At 67.4% G+C, this 18,147-nt stretch carries 12 protein-coding genes; 9 read left to right on the top strand and 3 right to left on the bottom strand.

All coding sequences use genetic code 11. The features are described 5' to 3' along the window. Positions 1-8 precede the first annotated feature (8 nt). Positions 9-1,562: a glutamine-hydrolyzing GMP synthase gene (gene guaA, locus HQQ78_RS11450; RefSeq protein ID WP_200412454.1), complete on the top strand. Its 1,554-nt coding sequence runs from the start codon at positions 9-11 to the stop codon at positions 1,560-1,562. 383 nt (positions 1,563-1,945) lie between these two features. On the opposite strand, the gene HQQ78_RS11445 is transcribed toward guaA, so the two are convergent. Next, on the bottom strand, positions 1,946-2,779 hold the full coding sequence (locus HQQ78_RS11445) for a Bax inhibitor-1/YccA family protein (protein WP_173153367.1): 834 nt from the start codon (positions 2,777-2,779) through the stop codon (positions 1,946-1,948). 304 nt (positions 2,780-3,083) lie between these two features. On the opposite strand from HQQ78_RS11445, the gene HQQ78_RS11440 reads away from it, so the two are divergent. The 3 genes from HQQ78_RS11440 to HQQ78_RS11430 all read left to right on the top strand — a co-directional run bounded on the left by HQQ78_RS11440 (position 3,084) and on the right by HQQ78_RS11430 (position 7,445). Then, complete coding sequence (locus HQQ78_RS11440) at positions 3,084-4,076, top strand: glycerophosphodiester phosphodiesterase family protein (protein ID WP_173153364.1); 993 nt, start codon at positions 3,084-3,086, stop codon at positions 4,074-4,076. A gap of 80 nt (positions 4,077-4,156) precedes the next feature. After that, the gene (locus tag HQQ78_RS11435) at positions 4,157-6,580 is read left to right on the top strand and encodes an ATP-dependent helicase (RefSeq protein ID WP_173153361.1); all 2,424 of its coding nucleotides are present in this window, start codon (positions 4,157-4,159) and stop codon (positions 6,578-6,580) included. 139 nt (positions 6,581-6,719) lie between these two features. Continuing rightward, the gene (locus tag HQQ78_RS11430) at positions 6,720-7,445 is read left to right on the top strand and encodes a hypothetical protein (protein WP_173153358.1); all 726 of its coding nucleotides are present in this window, start codon (positions 6,720-6,722) and stop codon (positions 7,443-7,445) included. A 3,432-nt stretch (positions 7,446-10,877) separates the two neighbouring features. On the opposite strand, the gene HQQ78_RS11425 is transcribed toward HQQ78_RS11430, so the two are convergent. Together HQQ78_RS11425 and HQQ78_RS11420 are read right to left on the bottom strand one after the other, a co-directional pair. Then, positions 10,878-11,111 carry a hypothetical protein gene (locus HQQ78_RS11425; protein ID WP_056043406.1) on the bottom strand — a complete coding sequence of 78 codons (234 nt, stop codon included), beginning with the start codon at positions 11,109-11,111 and terminating at the stop codon, positions 10,878-10,880. Between the two features lie 43 nt (positions 11,112-11,154). Then, complete coding sequence (locus tag HQQ78_RS11420; protein ID WP_056043403.1) at positions 11,155-11,565, bottom strand: ester cyclase; 411 nt, start codon at positions 11,563-11,565, stop codon at positions 11,155-11,157. A gap of 212 nt (positions 11,566-11,777) precedes the next feature. Between HQQ78_RS11420 and sucC the strand changes: the two genes are divergently transcribed. From sucC to purH, 5 genes are all read left to right on the top strand, one after another. Then, positions 11,778-12,941: an ADP-forming succinate--CoA ligase subunit beta gene (gene sucC, locus HQQ78_RS11415; protein ID WP_056043401.1), complete on the top strand. Its 1,164-nt coding sequence runs from the start codon at positions 11,778-11,780 to the stop codon at positions 12,939-12,941. A 15-nt stretch (positions 12,942-12,956) separates the two neighbouring features. Beyond that, positions 12,957-13,844, top strand: a complete 888-nt coding sequence (gene sucD, locus HQQ78_RS11410; protein ID WP_056043398.1) for a succinate--CoA ligase subunit alpha — start codon at positions 12,957-12,959, stop codon at positions 13,842-13,844. 177 nt (positions 13,845-14,021) lie between these two features. Next, a complete protein-coding gene (locus HQQ78_RS11405; RefSeq protein WP_254065149.1) occupies positions 14,022-15,395 on the top strand; it encodes a DUF6350 family protein in 1,374 nt (457 codons plus the stop codon). Between the two features lie 109 nt (positions 15,396-15,504). Next, positions 15,505-16,098, top strand: a complete 594-nt coding sequence (gene purN, locus HQQ78_RS11400; protein WP_054147430.1) for a phosphoribosylglycinamide formyltransferase — start codon at positions 15,505-15,507, stop codon at positions 16,096-16,098. Beyond that, positions 16,095-17,759 carry a bifunctional phosphoribosylaminoimidazolecarboxamide formyltransferase/IMP cyclohydrolase gene (gene purH, locus HQQ78_RS11395; protein WP_173153355.1) on the top strand — a complete coding sequence of 555 codons (1,665 nt, stop codon included), beginning with the start codon at positions 16,095-16,097 and terminating at the stop codon, positions 17,757-17,759. Before purN ends, purH begins: the two co-directional genes overlap by 4 nt. Positions 17,760-18,147: the final 388 nt, after the last annotated feature.

Genomic DNA, 18,147 nt, shown 5'->3' with positions numbered 1-18,147 from the left:
AGAGCCCCGTGCTCGTGGTCGACTTCGGCGCCCAGTACGCGCAGTTGATCGCCCGGCGCGTGCGTGAGGCCAACGTCTACAGCGAGATCGTGCCGCACACGATCACCGCGGCCGAGATCGCCGAGAAGAACCCCGTGGGCATCGTGCTCAGCGGCGGCCCGTCGAGCGTCTACGAAGAAGGCGCGCCGAGCATCGACGCGGGCATCTTCGACCTCGACATCCCCGTGCTGGGCATCTGCTACGGCTTCCAGGCCATGGCCAAGGCGCTCGGCGGCGAGGTCTCGCAGACCGGCCAGCGTGAGTACGGCGCCACCGACGTCACGCTCGCCGAGGGCGACAGCACGCTGTTGTCGGGCCAGCCGGCCTCGCAGACGACGTGGATGAGCCACGGCGACTCGGTGTCGAAGGCCCCCGAGGGCTTCGACGTGCTGGCCTCGAGCGCGTCGACCCCCGTCGCCGCGTTCTCGAGCGACGCCCGCAAGCTCTACGGTGTCCAGTGGCACCCCGAGGTCAAGCACTCGTCGTACGGCCAGGCCGTGCTCGAGAACTTCCTGCACCGCGCCGCCGGCATCCCCGCCGACTGGAACAGCGGCAACGTCATCGCCGAGCAGGTCGCCCGCATCCGCGAACAGGTCGGTGACTCTCGCGTCATCTGCGGCCTCTCGGGCGGGGTCGACTCGGCCGTCGCGGCCGCCATCGTCCACGAGGCCGTCGGCGACCAGCTGATCTGCGTCTTCGTCGATCACGGTCTGCTGCGCGCCGACGAGCGTCGTCAGGTCGAAGAGGACTACGTCGCCTCGACCGGTGTGCGACTCGTCACGATCGACGCCGAGCAGCAGTTCCTCGACGCCCTCGCCGGGGTGACCGACCCCGAGCAGAAGCGCAAGATCATCGGCCGCGAGTTCATCCGCAGCTTCGAGGCCGCCGCCGAGGCGCTGGTGCTCGAGGCCGCGGCCGAGGGCGACTCGGCCGTGAAGTTCCTCGTGCAGGGCACCCTCTACCCCGACGTCGTCGAGAGCGGTGGCGGTACGGGCACGGCGAACATCAAGAGCCACCACAACGTGGGCGGCCTGCCCGAAGACCTGCAGTTCGAGCTCGTCGAGCCGCTCCGCACCCTCTTCAAGGACGAGGTGCGGGCGATCGGGCGCGAGCTCGGTCTGCCCGAGGTCATCGTCGGGCGTCAGCCGTTCCCCGGCCCCGGTCTGGGCATCCGCATCGTGGGCGAGGTGACGCACGAGCGACTCGAGTTGCTGCGTGCGGCCGACGCGATCGCGCGGGCCGAGCTGACCGCGGCCGGCCTGGACGACGAGATCTGGCAGTGCCCCGTGGTGCTGCTCGCCGACGTCCGCTCGGTGGGTGTGCAGGGCGACGGTCGTACGTACGGTCACCCGATCGTGCTGCGTCCGGTGTCGTCCGAGGACGCGATGACGGCCGACTGGACGCGTCTGCCCTACGACGTGCTGGCCCGCATCTCGAACCGCATCACGAACGAGGTGGACGGCGTCAACCGCGTCGTGCTCGACGTCACCTCCAAGCCCCCGGGAACGATCGAATGGGAATGACCGGGCTGTTTTCGATGCGAAGCATCGAGCCCGGTCATTCCGGGGGAGCCTGCGACCCCGGTGCCCACCAGTAGCCGCGAACGTGGAGTGAGGGAGACCTCCCGCGAAGCGCAGTGACGACGAAACCCCCTCCGGCAGACACCTGCCCGAGGGGGTTTCGTCGTCTCCGCGGGATGTCGTCGTCCCTGGATCTCGGGGTGCTCTCGGGCCAGGGCGCGAACGAGCGGGCAGAACGTGCCCTTCACCCGCCCACGAACAGCACCTTCTGCCCACTCGGCCATCGACCCCCACCCCCTCGGCCATCGACCCCCACACACGGAAGCGGGGCCCGTCCCGGTCGGAACGAGCCCCGCTTCGGGGTGCTGCTGGTGGCGCCGCGCTGGCTAGTCGCTGCCGCGCAGGATGGCGAGCATGCGCAGGATCTCGACGTAGAGCCAGATCACGGTCATGACGATGCCGAAGGCGGCCGACCAGGCATAGATGCGGGGTGCGCCGCGCTCGACGCCGGTCTTGACCTGGTCGAAGTCGAGGACCAGCGAGTACGCGGCCATGATCACGACGAGGATGCCCAGGATGAAGCCGAGCGGGATGCCGAAGATCTCCATGCCGCGGAGGCCCCAGGGGTTGCTGTTCGCACCGAAGATCATCAGACCGAAGTTGATCAGCGAGAAGACGCCGTAGCCGATCATCGCGATCATGAAGACCTTGGTGGCCTTGGCCGACGCGCGGATCTTGCCACTCTTGAAGAGCAGCAGGGTCGTGGCGAACACCGCGACGGTGCCGATCAGGGCCTGGGTGACGATGCCGTCCCACTGGCTCTCGAAGATCGACGAGATGCCACCGACGAAGAGGCCCTGTGCCGCCGAGTAGGCGAGCACGAGCCCGGGGGAGGGCTTCTTCTTGAAGATGTTGACGAGCGCCAGCACGAAGCCGGCGATGGCCCCGACGAAGGCGAGGGCCGGGATGAACCATCCGATGGCCGCACCGACGAGCACGACACCGAACGCGAACAGCGTCTTGGTGATGGTGTCTTCGTAGGTCATGCGGTCGGTCTGCGTGGGGCCGGCGGCGGGCTGCGAGTAGAGCTGCTGCAGCTGTTCGGCGGTCATGCCGTTGTACTCGACCGGCTGGGCTGCGCCCTGCTGCTGACGGATGACGGGCCCGCCGTTCTTCGAGAAGGCCGGCGACTGACTGAAGCCGGGATTCGAGAATGCCAAGGGGTTCCTCTTCTGATCGCTAGGGATGTGTGGATCGCCCGCGCAGGTTCACGAAGGCGTTTCCGTACAGATGAGGCTAACGCCTGTCGTGCAACGAATGGCTGAAGATCTGCCTGATGAGAGCCGCATTCTCGCAGGGCGAACGTGCGTGCCGTGCATCTTTTGCGTCTGCGGGGGGCGCGACGCCTCGTCCCCAGGGGCCGCGCCTCCTCGTCTCTCCACAGACGGTCTTTCCGCAGACGGCCTCTCGCCGGGAGGTCGGGCGGCTCGGGCTGCGCACGGGGACGCCGGTTAGCGTGACCGGGTGTCCACCTCGCCTCTCGTCATCGCCCATCGCGGCGCCAGCGGTCACCGACCCGAGCACGGCGAGGACGCCTACCGTCTCGCGATCGAGCTCGGGGCCGACGCCATCGAGCCCGACCTGGTCGCGTCGAGCGACGGCGTGCTCGTCCTGCGGCACGAGAACGAGATCTCGGGCACGACCGACGTCGCCGACCACGACGAGTTCCGGCACCGCCGCACGACCAAGACCATCGACGGCACGAAGGTCACGGGCTGGTTCACCGAGGACTTCACCTGGGACGAACTCAGCACGCTGCGCATCCGCGAACGGCTGCCCGAGCTGCGGCCCGAGAGTGCGGCGCACGACGGCGAGGGGCGCATCCAGCGGCTGGGCGACCTGCTCGACCTGCTCGACGCGGCGGATCGGCCCGTCGGCCTCGTCGCCGAGGTCAAGCACGCCACCTACTTCGACTCCATCGGCCTGCCGCTCGGCGAGCTGCTCGCCGACGAGCTGCGGCAGCGGCGCTGGGTCGACGACCCGCGGCTGACCATCGAGTCGTTCGAGCAGACCGTGCTCGGTCGCCTGGCCGACCAGCGACTCGGTGCCCGGCTCGTCTACCTGCTCGAGAAGGCGGGCGTGGCGGCCGACCTGGTCGCGTCGGGGCGTTCGTCGGTGGGCTACCGCGACCAGCTGCACGCCGAGTCGCTCGAGTCGTTCGTCGACGCAGGCCTGCACGGCGTCAGCCTCGACAAGCACACGCTCGTCGACGCGCAGGGGGCGACCGACGGTCGGGTCGTCGACCGGGCGCACGCGGCCGGCCTCGACGTCTTCACCTGGACGCTCCGCGCCGAGAACGCGTTCCTGGCCAAGGCCCACCGCGGCCCCGGTGGCAAGGCGGCCTTCGGCGACTGGCAGGCCGAGTTCACCTCGCTCCTGGCGCTCGGCGTCGACGGGGTCTTCGCCGACCAGCCCGAGCTCGCCGAGGAGGCGCGGGTCGCCTTCGCGTCCCGCTGACCCCGCGCGACGCCGCCTGCGACCCTGGTCGCCCCGCACCCTCTCGCCATGTCGGTGGTCGCGCTTAGACTCGACGGGCCATGACGATCGTGCTCGAGCCCTCTGACGCTGCCGGCGGTTCCGGCGACCCCCTGACCGCCGGTCTCAACCCCCAGCAGAAAGAGGCGGTCGAGTACCGCGGGCAGTCGCTGCTGATCGTGGCCGGTGCCGGCTCGGGCAAGACCAGCGTGCTGACCCGCCGCATCGCGGGCCTGCTGGCGACGCGCGAGGCGTGGCCCAGCCAGATCCTCGCCATCACCTTCACCAACAAGGCCGCGGCCGAGATGCGCGAGCGCGTGGCGCACCTCGTCGGTCAAGCAGGCGAGGGCATGTGGATCAGCACGTTCCACTCGGCGTGCGTGCGAATCCTCCGGCGCGAGGCCGAGCAGTTCGGCTTCACAAAGAGCTTCACGATCTACGACTCCGCCGACTCGAGGGCCCTGCTCAAGCGCATCCTGAAAGAGCTCGACGCCGACCAGCTCGGGCTGACCGTCAGCATGGCCTCGGGCAAGATCTCCAAGCTCAAGAACGAGCTCAGCGACGTCGAGTCGTACTCGCGCCAGATCAACATGAACGACCCGCAAGAGGTCATGTTCCTCGAGATCTTCCGTCAGTACACCCGCGAGCTGCAGCGGGCCAACGCCTTCGACTTCGACGACCTCATCGCCCAGACCGTCTACCTGTTCCGCGCCTTCCCGCACGTGGCCGCCCAGTACCAGCGGCGGTTCCGGCACATCCTGGTCGATGAGTACCAAGACACCAACCACGCGCAGTACTCGCTCATCCGCGAGCTGACCCGGCCGGTGCAGGCCGACCTCGTCGACGAGCTCGAGAGGGGCGGTCAGTTCGTCCAGTCGATGCGCGACGGCAGTGGCGGCATCCCCGGGGCGTCGCTCACCGTGGTGGGTGACTCCGACCAGTCGATCTACGCGTTCCGGGGCGCCGACATCCGCAACATCGTCGAGTTCGAGCGCGACTTCCCGAACTCGAAGGTCATCCTGCTCGAGCAGAACTACCGCTCGACCCAGAACATCCTCGACGCCGCCAACGCGGTCATCTCGAACAACTTCGACCGTCAGGCCAAGAACCTGTTCACCACGGTCGGCGCCGGCAGCAAGATCGTCGGGTTCACCGGCTACACCGGTCACGACGAGGCCCAGTTCGTCGCCGACGAGATCGCGGCGCTGCACGAGTCCGGCACCGACTACAAAGACATGGCCGTCTTCTACCGCACCAACTCGCAGACGCGTGCACTCGAAGAGATCTTCATCCGCTCAGCCATCCCCTACCGCGTGCTCGGTGGCACCAAGTTCTACGAGCGTGCCGAGATCAAGGACGCCATGGCGTACCTGATCACCGTCGCCAACCCGGCCGACCCGCTCGCCCTGCGACGCATCATGAACGTGCCCAAGCGCGGCATCGGTCCCGCGACCGAGACCGCGATGCAGCGCTGGGCCGACACCAACGAGGCGCCGCTGCGTGACGCGATGCGCAACGCCGACCAACTCGGCCTCGGGCCGAAGGTCACCGGCGCGATCACGGGCTTGGCGAAGCTGCTCGACGACGTGCAGGCCACGGCGGCGACCGCGCCCGTGCACGAGATCCTGTCGGCCCTGATCGCGGGCAGCGGCCTGGTCGAGGTGCTGCGGGCGTCGCGTGACCCGCAAGACGAGGCCCGCGCCGAGAACATCGACGAACTCGTCGCGGTGACGAAGGAGTTCCAGAAGAACAACCCCGACGGCACGCTGCTCGACTTCCTCACCGAGGTCACGCTGGTCGCAGCCGCCGACGACCTCGACGACACGAGCGGCACGGTGTCGCTGATGACCCTGCACACCGCCAAGGGGCTCGAGTACGAGGCCGTGTTCCTCACCGGCGTCGAAGAAGACCTGCTGCCGCACCGCATGTCGGCGAACGAGCCCGGCGGTCCGTCCGAAGAGCGACGACTGTTCTACGTCGGCATCACGCGTGCTCGACAGCGGCTGTTCCTGTCGCTCGCGATGACGCGGGCGCAGTTCGGCGAGGTCAACGTGGCGATGCCGTCTCGGTACCTGCAAGAGATCCCCGTCGAGCTCATCGATTGGAAGCAGTCGCCGGGCATGGCCACGAGCCGCGGGGGCACGCAGCCGCGGGCGCTCAACGCCCGTCGCGAGGGCGGCGATGGCAACCGCGGTGCGACGCCGCGGGCGTCGGGCGGCTACGGCTCGGGCAGCTACGACCGGGCGACGGCGGCGGCGAAGACGAAGCCGAAGACCGAGTGGGCGAACCGGGTCACGGGCACCGTCCGCGACAACGGCGACATGGAGCTCGAGGCCGGTGACCGCATCTCGCACGTCGACTTCGGCGAGGGCCGTGTCATGGCCGTCACCGGCACCGGCGCCCGCCGCATCGCCGAGGTGCTCTTCGACGGCGCCGGCCGCAAGAAGCTCCTGATCAAGGTTGCGCCGATCGAGAAAATCAGTTAAAGCAATTCTTGATTGGCTTTGCTTGGGCACGGTTGCCCACTACTCATCCAAGGAGCGGCACCTTCAGACTGGTGGCAGGGTGTAGCTAGGCCACAGGGTTGATGAATAGTATTGGCCAACCCAAGACTAGGAGCCCAACTTGCCTCAGCCAGGGATTGCCCTCGAGCAGGGTGCTGTTTTTGTGCGTGGTGCATTCACGCCAGCAATGTTCTCTCCATTGTGGTTCCGAGACCTCGATTTGGTCGGGTCTATAGAGTTACGAGATCAACATATTGACGTCATTTCCCAAGACTTGGCGCTTTTCAAGTTGGGCTGGCTGCAGGTAAACGTCTCGGCAGAAGCGTTGCAACTCTCGACAGATCAGCCGGAGGAGCTGCCCAGGCTTCGGGACGTGGCGTTAGGCGTTTTGCGTACACTCGACTACGTGCCAGTAGCTGCGCTGGGGATCAACCGCACGTTCCACGTAGCCGTCGAATCTAAGCAGGCATGGCACGCGGTTGGCGACACGCTCGTTCCGAAGGCTCACTGGGAAGATGTCCTACGGTCTCCAGGTATGCGCAACGTTGCACTCTGGGGTGTCCGTCCGGACGGATACTCGGGACGCGTGCAGGTGCAAGTCGAACCGTCCAATGCCGTTCCGCAGGCTGTGTACGTCTCTGTCAACGATCATTTTAACCTTACATACGTAGATGACGAAATTTCGGATCGAAACGACATTTGGGACACTCGCGAGGAAACACTGCAGGAGTCAGTGGAGAAGAATCGCCTGGCTCGCGACGTGATCATGGATGAATGGGATGCATCTCTGAGTAGGGCCGAGAGTTATTGGCATCGAGCCGTGGCTACGGATAGAGGATCGGCGTAATGCTTCTCGACCAAGGTTCGACAACGAATCCATTGGGTAGGGGGTCGACCGCCATGAGGACTAGCGGGTGGCCGTCCACCTCGATAGCCACGGTGCCGCCTGAGCCGAGTCGCAGCAATGAGACCTCGACCTCAAGCGCGCCGTCTAGGCGGGGCACGCGAACGCAGGCAGATGATCTACAAACTAGGGCTGCGCAAAGAGAAGCCCTGAGGAATGCGGTCAAGCCAAGCAGTTCCACCGCTTTGAGCGGGACGCGAGTGGCCGGCATGGAGAGTTGGACGGGATACGTCACTGCTGTCGACGACGACCTCTTCAGCGCGGAACTTGTTCCAGGTCAATCTGGCCCACGTGTCGTCGGCGACTTTCCGCTTGAATTGCTCGGAACAGATGATGCGCTGGCGGTTGGGGACGTAGTTTACGTGACGGTTCGAACCGTTTTAGGGCCGGGAGGGGCCCCGATGAGAACCCAAGCGATCAGGCGCCGCCGGTTGGGCCGCTGGTCACAGGAGGAGATTTCGAGTCACGCGGCGAGGGCTCAAGCTTTGCACGAGTCTCTGGGCGACCTCATTGACTAAAGATGGGCACATCAAGCCTCTGGCGGACGAGTTTGAGGTGTCTGTCTTTGGGCCAGGTCGAGGTGAAGCGGTACTGGTTCACATGGGCGGCAATGACTGGGTGACTGTCGACTCATGTATTGACCAGGTCACGCAACTAAACCCCGTTCTTGAGTACCTCGATCATGTCGGCGTGGAGGTGTCTGATGCCGTGAAGCTCGTGGTCGGAACACACGCTCATGACGACCACATTGCGGGTATTTCTAACCTTTTTCAGCGGGCCGAGAGTGCTCAGCTCGTTCTATCAAGTGCTCTCACGTCCACGGAATTCTTCGCCCAAGTTGAGGCGGACCACGACATAGAGAAACAGCTTCGCTTGTCAGTCCGGGCTGAATACAGGTCTGTTCTGGCCGAGGCCCAACTCCGCAGAACACGGGGGCTCAGCAAGCTCAAGCGAGCAGTGTCTCAACGCCTTCTATGGAGCCGTGAAGCGTCGCCCGATCTGCCTGCCGCCTCGATAATTGCTCTATCGCCATCCGACGAAGCGGTCACCCGCGCCCTAGGGTTTCTGGCGGAAGGCACGGCTGTCGCTGGGCACGAAAAACGGCTTCGAGCCAGCGACCCAAATGAATTTGCCGTGGCGCTTTGGATCAGTTTTGGCGAAATTAGCGTCCTGCTTGGGGCCGACCTACTGGTAGGTCCGTCCGGCTGTGGTTGGGGGGCTGTGCTCGAGGAATTTGAACCGCCCTCAAAAGCCTCACTTTACAAAGTCGCCCATCACGGGTCCCCGAACGCGGACCATGACGGCGTTTGGGCCGAGCTTCTGGAAGAAGATCCTGTGGCCATTGCCGCGCCCTTCCGCGGTGGGCATGCGCCGAGGCCGACCCCTGACGATGTTGAAAGAATAATTGGCAGGCCAGGGCAGTTGTTCCTAACTGCACAGTCAAAGGTCCCAGCACGTTCAAGGGCGGTGGCCCGAACGCAGGCCTCGTTGTCAGGATTGGCGCGCGATGTTCGGGATGAAAATGGTCGAGTTGGGCACGTTAGAGCCAGAAGAACTCATGGACAGTCAAAGTGGACCGTCGACCTCGCGTCACCCGCGTACCGGCCCTGACGCCAGGCAGACGCGCAGTCAACTAATGGGCGGTTGCGCCGCGTAGCTGCCCGCGAATGACTGGGTGGCTCACCGGTCGGGACGCATCGCCCTAAACCTCAGTAAGGGCCCGCTCGTTGATCTCGGTCGAGATCTTCCTGCAACCGGCCACCGGTGGCCGTTGCGGGCTTGCGAGCAGGTAGAGAGTTGTCCGGTTGATGGCCTGGGGCCAATCGTGGCAGCCCTCAATCGGCTCGGCCCAAACACGCGTGCCAGGTGGGGAACCTTAGATGGTCGGCGCCGCTGAAACAACCGTCCCCCGGGCGTTCTTCTTTCGGAATTACACATGGACTATTAATCCAACAAACTGAAAGGAGAAATGTCAGTGAGAAAGACTCATGGCGTTTTTGCAATTGTTGTGGTTACTGCCAGCATCCTTGCCGTGGCCCAGCCGGCTTCGGCCACGGAGACCGTAACGGTTCCGCTTGAGCTCGCCTACTTCGATTCAAGCGTGGCAGCCGAAAATGGATTTAAGATCGAAACGGACGCCTCGGGCCGCCAAAACTCTGTTCCTGTCACTCCTGAGGCTAAAACCCTCGTGGCGAAGCAGGGTCGGCATACGGTTGTAGGGCCATGCGGATCATCCTCTTTGACGATGAGCCGTGTAGGGGGCACAAGGCAGGTGCACTTCACTACCTCCTTCGCGGTGAAGGCTCCAACCGTTTACCATCGGTGGTCGGTCGACCTGACTCGGGGCGGTCAGGGGTGGTCCCATGACCTCGGAGGCGGCCCAACGGGCGGCTCGTGGAACGCCAGTCGCATCACAACAACAAATAACAACCAAGGTGTTCGTGGAGTAGTGCGTAGTGGGTCACACGCACTCTTGGTGACGGGTGCTGTTTGCTACTCGGGAAGCCCGAACGCCAGCACTTGAGCAGGGGTAATTCCGTGAGAAACGAACCTCGTCTACTAGTTCGGGCCGGGCTGCCTTCCAGTTCGTGGCCGCGCCTTGAAAAAGTGCTTCCACCGGAGGCGCTGATTCATCGCAACACCATTGCCACGCTCGAAGTTCAAGACGATTGGGTCTTCGAGACTTTCTCGTGGTCTATCCGTAGTTGGTGGGACCAGACACCTGGGTCAACCTTGGACTGGGTTGAAAGCGTCTATGCCAGCAAGTGCCCATCACGCCGGCTGACGCTTCGAACCTGGGTCGACGCTGATCTCGAGAGTCTTCACTTTCCAGGAGACCTTGTAGCGGAACACCTCTTCGATTTTCTGCAACAGGAAGGTCTCCCACTAGCGGATGCTTTGGCTCAAGTCGAGAGGGCTAATCGGAAGGGCTTTCTGACGGAACTTCGTGCTGACACCTCAGCTTCGAGTATCGTGATAGGACAGCAGCGAGTCACGGCTGCCCGAGGCCTTTCTCGCGGGTAATCGGAGGCCACGCGCGAGCCACCTACGGCCAAGATGCCCCCGTCGGCTATGCGGGCGGGGGCATCTTGCGTTGATACTGGACCTTCTGAATAGGTCGAGGTCGAGGTGTTCTCGCCACTCTCATTCATTCTTAAATCGTGCTTTGAGCCGTTATTTGATCGGCCTCGCGGTGTGCTCGCCCATGTCGCTACCGTTCACGCTTGGCATAACGCTTGCGACCAAGGTCGAGTTCCAAATGGCTTCGCCATAAGACCCCAGATTTAACGGCGAGCACCCATAGAGGAGCCGTGACGCGACGACGCCCCCGCCGCAAGGTGCGGCGGGGGCGTCGTCAGACGGTGGTGACCGAGGTCACTCGGTCTCGTCGAGGTCGATCTCGTCGCCCTCGAGGTCGTTCGAGGCGTACTCGGGCGAACCCTCGCGGGGCGCGCCACCGGTGGGGCCGTCGTTGCCCTCGCCGACGCCAGGGAAGACCGTCTCGCCGGCCACGGCGTCGTTCGTCGCGATCTGCTCGGACTCGGCGAACTCGTCGGCCTGGTCGTAGGGCTGCTCGCCCGATGCTGCGGGGGTGTTGGTGTCGCTCATGGTGTGTCCTCTCGAAGGCGGTGCGGGGTGGTGGGGGAGCGGCTCAGGCCAGGCCGAGTTGCTGCTTCATGCCGGCCTCGTCGGTGGCGCCCCAGCGCTCGACGAGCAGGCCGTCCTCGTCGAACCGGCCGACCTGGATGCCGCGCACGGTGAACGACTTGCCCGTGGGCTCCGCGCCCTGGAACGTGCCGGTGTGCGTGCCCGAGATCGTGAAGACGGCGGTGACGTTCTCGTCGTCGGCGACGAGGGTCTCGACCGCGAGGTCGGCGTCGGGGAAAGCCGCGAAGAACTCGGTCCAGAAGGCCTGGATGCCGGCGAGGCCAGCGGGTGCGTCGGGGGCCGGGTCGTGGTCGACGACGTCGGCGTGGAAACCCTCGCCGAGGCGGTCGATCTCACGGGCGGTCAGGATCTCGCCGAGGCGCTCCTGCGTGGCGAGGTTCTTCTCTTTCGACATGCGTGTCTCCGTCTTCTGGTTCTGTCGGGGTGTCTCTCGTCTACTCCCCAGGCGGCAGCTGGCCCCCGATGCTCACAGCAGACGCCACGCTCGGCGTACCCCTGGGGTCGCCCGCTAGGCTGACCGCGGCCCATATGTCTTCATGTCGAGATGGCTCGATGTCGAGACGGATCATGGTGAGACGACGCAGCGATGCGGATTGGAAGAACAGCGTGGATCTTTTCGAGTACCAGGCCAGAGACCTGTTCGAGCAGTACGGCGTGCCCGTGTTGCCGGGCATCGTGGCCGACACCCCCGAGGAGGCGCGAGCGGCGTCCGAGAAACTGGGTGGCGTCACCGTCGTGAAGGCCCAGGTCAAGGTCGGCGGCCGAGGCAAGGCCGGCGGCGTCAAGGTGGCGAAGACCCCGGACGACGCCGAGGCCGCGGCGAAGGACATCCTCGGGCTCGACATCAAGGGCCACGTCGTCAAGCGCGTCATGATCGCCGGCGGCGCCCAGATCGCCCGCGAGTTCTACTTCTCGGTGTTGCTCGACCGTGCCAACCGTTCGTACCTGTCGCTCTGCAGCGTCGAGGGCGGCATGGAGATCGAGCAGCTCGCCGTCGAGAAGCCCGACGCGTTGGCGCGCATCGAGGTCGACCCCCGCGCGGGCATCGACCTCGCGAAGGCCACCGAGATCGCGAAGGCCGGCGGGTTCCCCGACGAGCTCGTCGAGAAGGTCGCCCCCGTCTTGGTGAAGCTCTACGCCGTCTACGAGGGCGAGGACGCGACCCTTGTCGAGGTCAACCCGCTCGTGCTCACCGAGCAGGGCGACATCGTCGCCCTCGACGGCAAGGTCTCCATCGACGAGAACGCCGAGTTCCGTCACCCCGGCCACGCCGAGCTCGAGGACGCCGACGCGGCCGACCCGCTCGAGGCGAAGGCCAAGGCCGCCGGCCTCAACTACGTGAAGCTCGACGGCGAGGTCGGCATCATCGGCAACGGTGCAGGTCTCGTCATGTCGACGCTCGACGTCGTCGCGTACGCCGGCGAGGCGCACGGCGGCGTCAAGCCCGCCAACTTCCTCGACATCGGCGGCGGAGCGAGCGCCGAGGTCATGGCGGCGGGGCTCGACGTGATCCTGGGCGACGCCCAGGTCAAGAGCGTCTTCGTCAACGTCTTCGGTGGCATCACCGCCTGTGACGCGGTCGCCAACGGCATCGTCGCCGCCCTCGGCATCCTCGGCGACGCGGCCACCAAGCCGCTCGTCGTGCGACTCGACGGCAACAACGTCGACGAGGGTCGACGCATCCTGGCGGAGGCGGCGCACCCGCTGGTCACCGTCGTCGCGACCATGGACGAGGCTGCCGACAAGGCCGCCGAGCTGGCTTCGAAGTAAGGACTGCACAGAACAATGTCGATCTTCCTCAACAAGGACAGCAAGGTCATCGTCCAGGGCATCACCGGCGGCGAGGGCACCAAGCACACCGCACTCATGCTCAAGGCGGGCACGAAGGTCGTGGGTGGCGTCAACGCCCGCAAGGCCGGTACGACCGTCACCCACGGTGACGTCGAGCTCCCCGTCTTCGGCACCGTGACCGAGGCCGTCGCCGAGACCGGCGCGGACGTCTCGATCGTCTTCGTGCCGCCGGCGTTCGCCAAGGACGCCGTCGTCGAGGCCATCGAGGCCGAGGTGCCGCTCGTCGTCGTCATCACCGAGGGCATCCCGGTGCAGGACAGCGCCGAGTTCTGGGCGCTCGCCAAGGCCAAGGGCGGGACGACCCGCATCATCGGCCCGAACTGCCCCGGCATCATCACGCCCGGCGAGTCGCTGGTGGGCATCACGCCTGCCTCGATCTCGGGCTCGGGGCCCATCGGCCTCGTCTCGAAGTCGGGCACCCTTACCTACCAGATGATGTTCGAGTTGCGCGACCTCGGCTTCTCGACCGCCATCGGCATCGGTGGCGACCCGGTCATCGGCACGACGCACATCGACGCCCTCGAGGCGTTCGAGGCCGACCCCGACACCAAGGCGATCGTCATGATCGGCGAGATCGGCGGCGACGCCGAAGAGCGTGCCGCCGACTACATCAAGGCACACGTCACCAAGCCCGTCGTCGGCTACGTCGCGGGCTTCACCGCCCCCGAGGGCAAGACGATGGGCCACGCCGGTGCGATCGTGTCCGGCTCGGCCGGCACCGCCCAGGCGAAGAAAGAGGCGCTCGAAGCCGCCGGCGTCAAGGTCGGCAAGACGCCGAGCGAGACCGCGGCGCTGCTCCGCGAGGTCTACGCCTCCCTGTAGGGGCCGACCCGCGCCTCCTCGACGGGCGTGTTCGTCACCGCCGGTCGTCCTCGGACGCCGGTCACGACGGACACGCCCGTCGTCGTGCGTGCGGGCCGGCGGGTGCGGAGCGGCGTCGTCGTCGCGGGCGGCGGGGCAGCAGGCCGGCCCCGGTCGGCACCGGTACAGTCGCTCGCGATGAACCGCCCAGTCACCGCTCTCTTCTCCGCGCTCGAAGCCCTGCTCGTCGTGGCCATCGGCGTCGGCATCCCCCTCGTCGTGCTGACCTCGCTCTGGGCGTTCCAGTACGGCCTGCAGATCGACTGGGTCGTCTTCTGGCGCGCAGCCGTCGACTCGTGGCTCGTCGGGCACGGCGCCGACCTGACCGTCCAGCTCAGCGCCGACGCGGCCGCGGCGACCGGCATCCCCGGGGCGGACGCCCCCATCGTCATCTCGCTGGCCGCGCTCGGCTTCGCCCTGCTAACGGTGCTGATGGGCATCCGCGCCGGCCGCGCCGCGGCCGAGACCGCGCACCGCCTGACGGGCGTGCTCGTGACCATCGGCACCTTCGCCCTGCTGTCCCTCGCCCTGGCGGCCTCCGCGCAGCACGAGCTCGCACGCCCGTCGTTGTGGCAGGGCACGCTCCTGCCCGCCCTCGTGTACGCCGTGCCCGTCGTGGCCATGGCGGAGGTCACGCGCCGGCGTCGGGGCGAGGCCGCCGACCCGGTCACCGGGGCCGTGATCGGGCTCCTGTCGCGACTGCCCCGACAGGTGACCGGCATCGCGGCCGCCGGACTGCGGCTCGGGACCGTGGCCGCATCCGCCGTCCTGGCCGTGTCGGCCCTGATCGTCTCGGTGCTGATCGTGACGAACTACGCCCAGATCATCACCCTGTACGAAGGCGCGCACGGCGGGTTCCTCGGGGGGCTCGCGTTGACCCTCGGTCAACTCGCCCTGCTCCCCGACGTCGTCGTGTGGGCGGCGTCGTGGCTGGTCGGCCCCGGCTTCGCCATCGGCACCGGGTCGTCGATCTCGCCCCTGGGCACCGCCGTCGGCCCGATGCCCGCCATCCCCTTCCTCGGCGCCCTGCCCACCGCCGACCTGACGTTCGGTTTCGTCGGGCTGCTGGTCCCGGTCGTCGCCGCGTACGTCTGCGCGACCCTCCTGAGGCCGCGGCTGCAACGGATGCTCGCCGGGTACGGGGTCGACGACCTGGTCCGCCGCATCGTCGTCGCGATCGTCGGCGGGCTCGTCGGGGGAGCGCTGCTCGGCCTGCTCGCCTGGGCGGCCTCGGGCTCGGCCGGGCCCGGACGCCTGACCGACGTCGGACCCGACCCGCTGCTGGTGGGCGGGTTCGCGGCGCTCGAGTTCGCCGTCGCCGGCGTGCTCGCGATGGTCGTGACGCCACCGAGGTTCGCGGGTGATCGAGCCGAGACGACGCCGGACGGCTCCGGTGCGAAGCGGCACGACGACCCGGTCGTCGACGACACCACGCCGACGGGCCCTGTGCCCGTGACCACCCTGCGGCGCGACGGCGACGACACCGAGCGCATCGAGGGCATCACGCGCTGACGCCGTCGTCCGACGGACCGCCGACCGCATCCACCGCCACCGCCGCCGCACGGGGACCGTGGCCGCCACCGCCCCCCGGTGCGCGCGCCCGGGCCGCTAGGCTTGCCGGGTGCTGAAGCTCGTGGTGCTCATCTCCGGTGGCGGCTCGAACCTCCGGGCTCTGCTCGAGGCCGCGAGCGACGCCGAGTACCCCGCCCGGGTGGTCGCCGTCGGCGCCGACCGCGAGGCCGACGGCTTCGAGCACGCCGAGCACTTCGGGGTGCCGACCTTCTCGGTCGCCTTCTCGAACTTCGCCGACCGTGCCGCCTGGGGTGACGAGCTGTTGGCCCAGATCGAGCAGTGGCAGCCCGACCTCGTCGTGCTCAGCGGTTTCATGCGACTCGTGCCGCCACGGGTCGTCGCCGCCCTGGCACCGAACCTGATCAACACGCACCCCGCCTACCTGCCCGAGTTCCCCGGCGCGCACGGCGTGCGCGACGCGCTCGCGGCGGGCGTCGAGCAGACGGGCGCGAGCGTCATCGTCGTCGACGAGGGCGTCGACAGCGGCCCGATCCTCGCCCAGCGTCGCATCCCCGTCCTGCCCGGCGACGACGAGTCGTCGCTGCACGACCGCATCAAGGTCGTCGAGCGCGAACTGCTCGTCCAGACCGTGCTCGACATCGCCAACGGAACGACCACCCTCGAACAGGAGCCCACCGCATGAGCGGCCACGCCATCGACCCCAGCCTCTACCGCGACCGTGACGCCGTGACCGTGCGTCGTGCCCTGATCAGCGTCAGCGACAAGACCGGCCTGCTCGACCTGGCCGCCGCCCTCTCGGCCTCCGGCGTCGAGATCGTGTCGACCGGCTCGACCGCCCAGACCATCCGCGACGCCGGCCACGCCGTCACCGAGGTCAGCAGCGTCACCGGGTTCCCCGAGTCGCTGGACGGCCGCGTCAAGACGCTGCACCCCGCGGTGCACGCCGGCATCCTCGCCGACCTGCGGCTCGAGTCGCACGAGGCGCAGCTGGCCGAACTCGACATCGCCGCGTTCGAGCTCGTCGTCGTCAACCTCTACCCGTTCGTCGAGACCGTCGCCTCGGGTGCCGACGTGCCGACCGTCATCGAGAACGTCGACATCGGGGGGCCCGCGATGGTCCGGGCCGCCGCGAAGAACCACGCCAACGTCGCGATCGTCGTCTCGCCGACGAACTACCCGCAGATCGAGAAGGCGCTGACGCTGGGGGGCACGACCCTCGCCCAGCGTCAGCGCCTGGCCGGCGAGGCCTTCGCCCACACGGCCGCGTACGACACGGCAGTCGCGGCGTACTTCGCCGCACACGTGGGTGTGCGCGCCGAGGCCGACGCGTCCGCCGCGGCGACCGGCGCCTCCTCGTCCGTCGTCGACGAGCAGGAGGCGCGGGCCGGCTTCGAGCCCGCGGTCACCGTCTCGGCCGAGCTGCAGGACACCCTCCGCTACGGCGAGAACTCCCACCAGGCGGCCGCGATCTACGCGACGCCCGGCGCGCACGGCATCGCGCAGGCGACGCAGCTGCACGGCAAGGAGATGTCGTACAACAACTACGTCGACGCGGACGCGGCCCTGCGCGCCGCCTACGACTTCGACGAGCCCGCCGTCGCGATCATCAAGCACGCCAACCCGTGCGGCATCGCCGTGGCCTCGCCCGACGCCGTCGACGCCATCGCCGACGCGCACCAGCGGGCGCACGCCTGCGATCCCGTCTCCGCCTTCGGCGGCGTCATCGCGGCCAATCGCCCGGTGACCCGCGCCATGGCCGAGACCGTCGCGGACATCTTCACCGAGGTCGTCATCGCCCCGGCGTTCGACCCCGAGGCCGTCGAGATCCTCAGCGCGAAGAAGAACATCCGCCTGCTGACCCTGCCCGCCGACTTCACCCGCGACGCACGCGAGGTCAAGCAGATCTCGGGTGGTCTGCTCGTCCAGGACGCCGACCGGTTCGACGACTTCACGTCCGACGGCTGGACCCTCGTCGCCGGCGACGAGGCCGACGCCTCGACGAGAGCCGACCTCGAGTTCGCCTGGAAGGCCTCGCGCGCCGTCAAGTCGAATGCGATCCTGCTCGCCTCGGGCGGCGCGTCCGTCGGGGTGGGCATGGGCCAGGTCAACCGCGTCGACTCGTGCCACCTCGCGGTCGACCGCGCCGGTGCACGTGCCGCCGGGTCGGTCGCGGCGTCCGACGCGTTCTTCCCCTTCGCCGACGGCCTGCAGGTGCTGCTCGACGCCGGCGTGGCCGCGGTCGTCCAGCCGGGCGGGTCGATCCGCGACGACGAGGTCGTGGCCGCGGCGAAGGCCGCCGGCGTGACCATGTACTTCACGGGCGAGCGCCACTTCTTCCACTAGGTCGCCGTCGGCCGGGGCCCCGGAGGCGCGCGTCGCGTCGTCCACGATTCCGAACCGTTCCGTCTTGCGGCGGAGTCGACGGCACGCATATCCTGTAAGGCTGCTCACAGCCGGTCGGACACGACCGCACGGACGGATGACGACACTCAGGAGGACATGATGACGACGACGACACTGACCACGGTGGGCACGGCCACCGACGGTGCTCGCGTGGGTCGCGCCTCCTCGGCGTCTCCGAGCCCGGCGCCGATCGTCTAGACGAGACGGTCCGCCGCCCACCGGCACCCCTCAGACACACCGCCCGCCGACGTCCCCAGGCGCGACCACGGGACCGCGCGTCCTCCCCGGACGGTCGCCGCACCACCTTCTCCACCACGGGTCACCGCTC

Source organism: Frigoribacterium sp. VKM Ac-2859, from assembly GCF_013204925.1.
In the GTDB taxonomy this organism is placed as follows: Bacteria; Actinomycetota; Actinomycetes; order Actinomycetales; family Microbacteriaceae; genus Frigoribacterium.
This window is presented reverse-complemented; position numbering and strand designations above follow the sequence as displayed.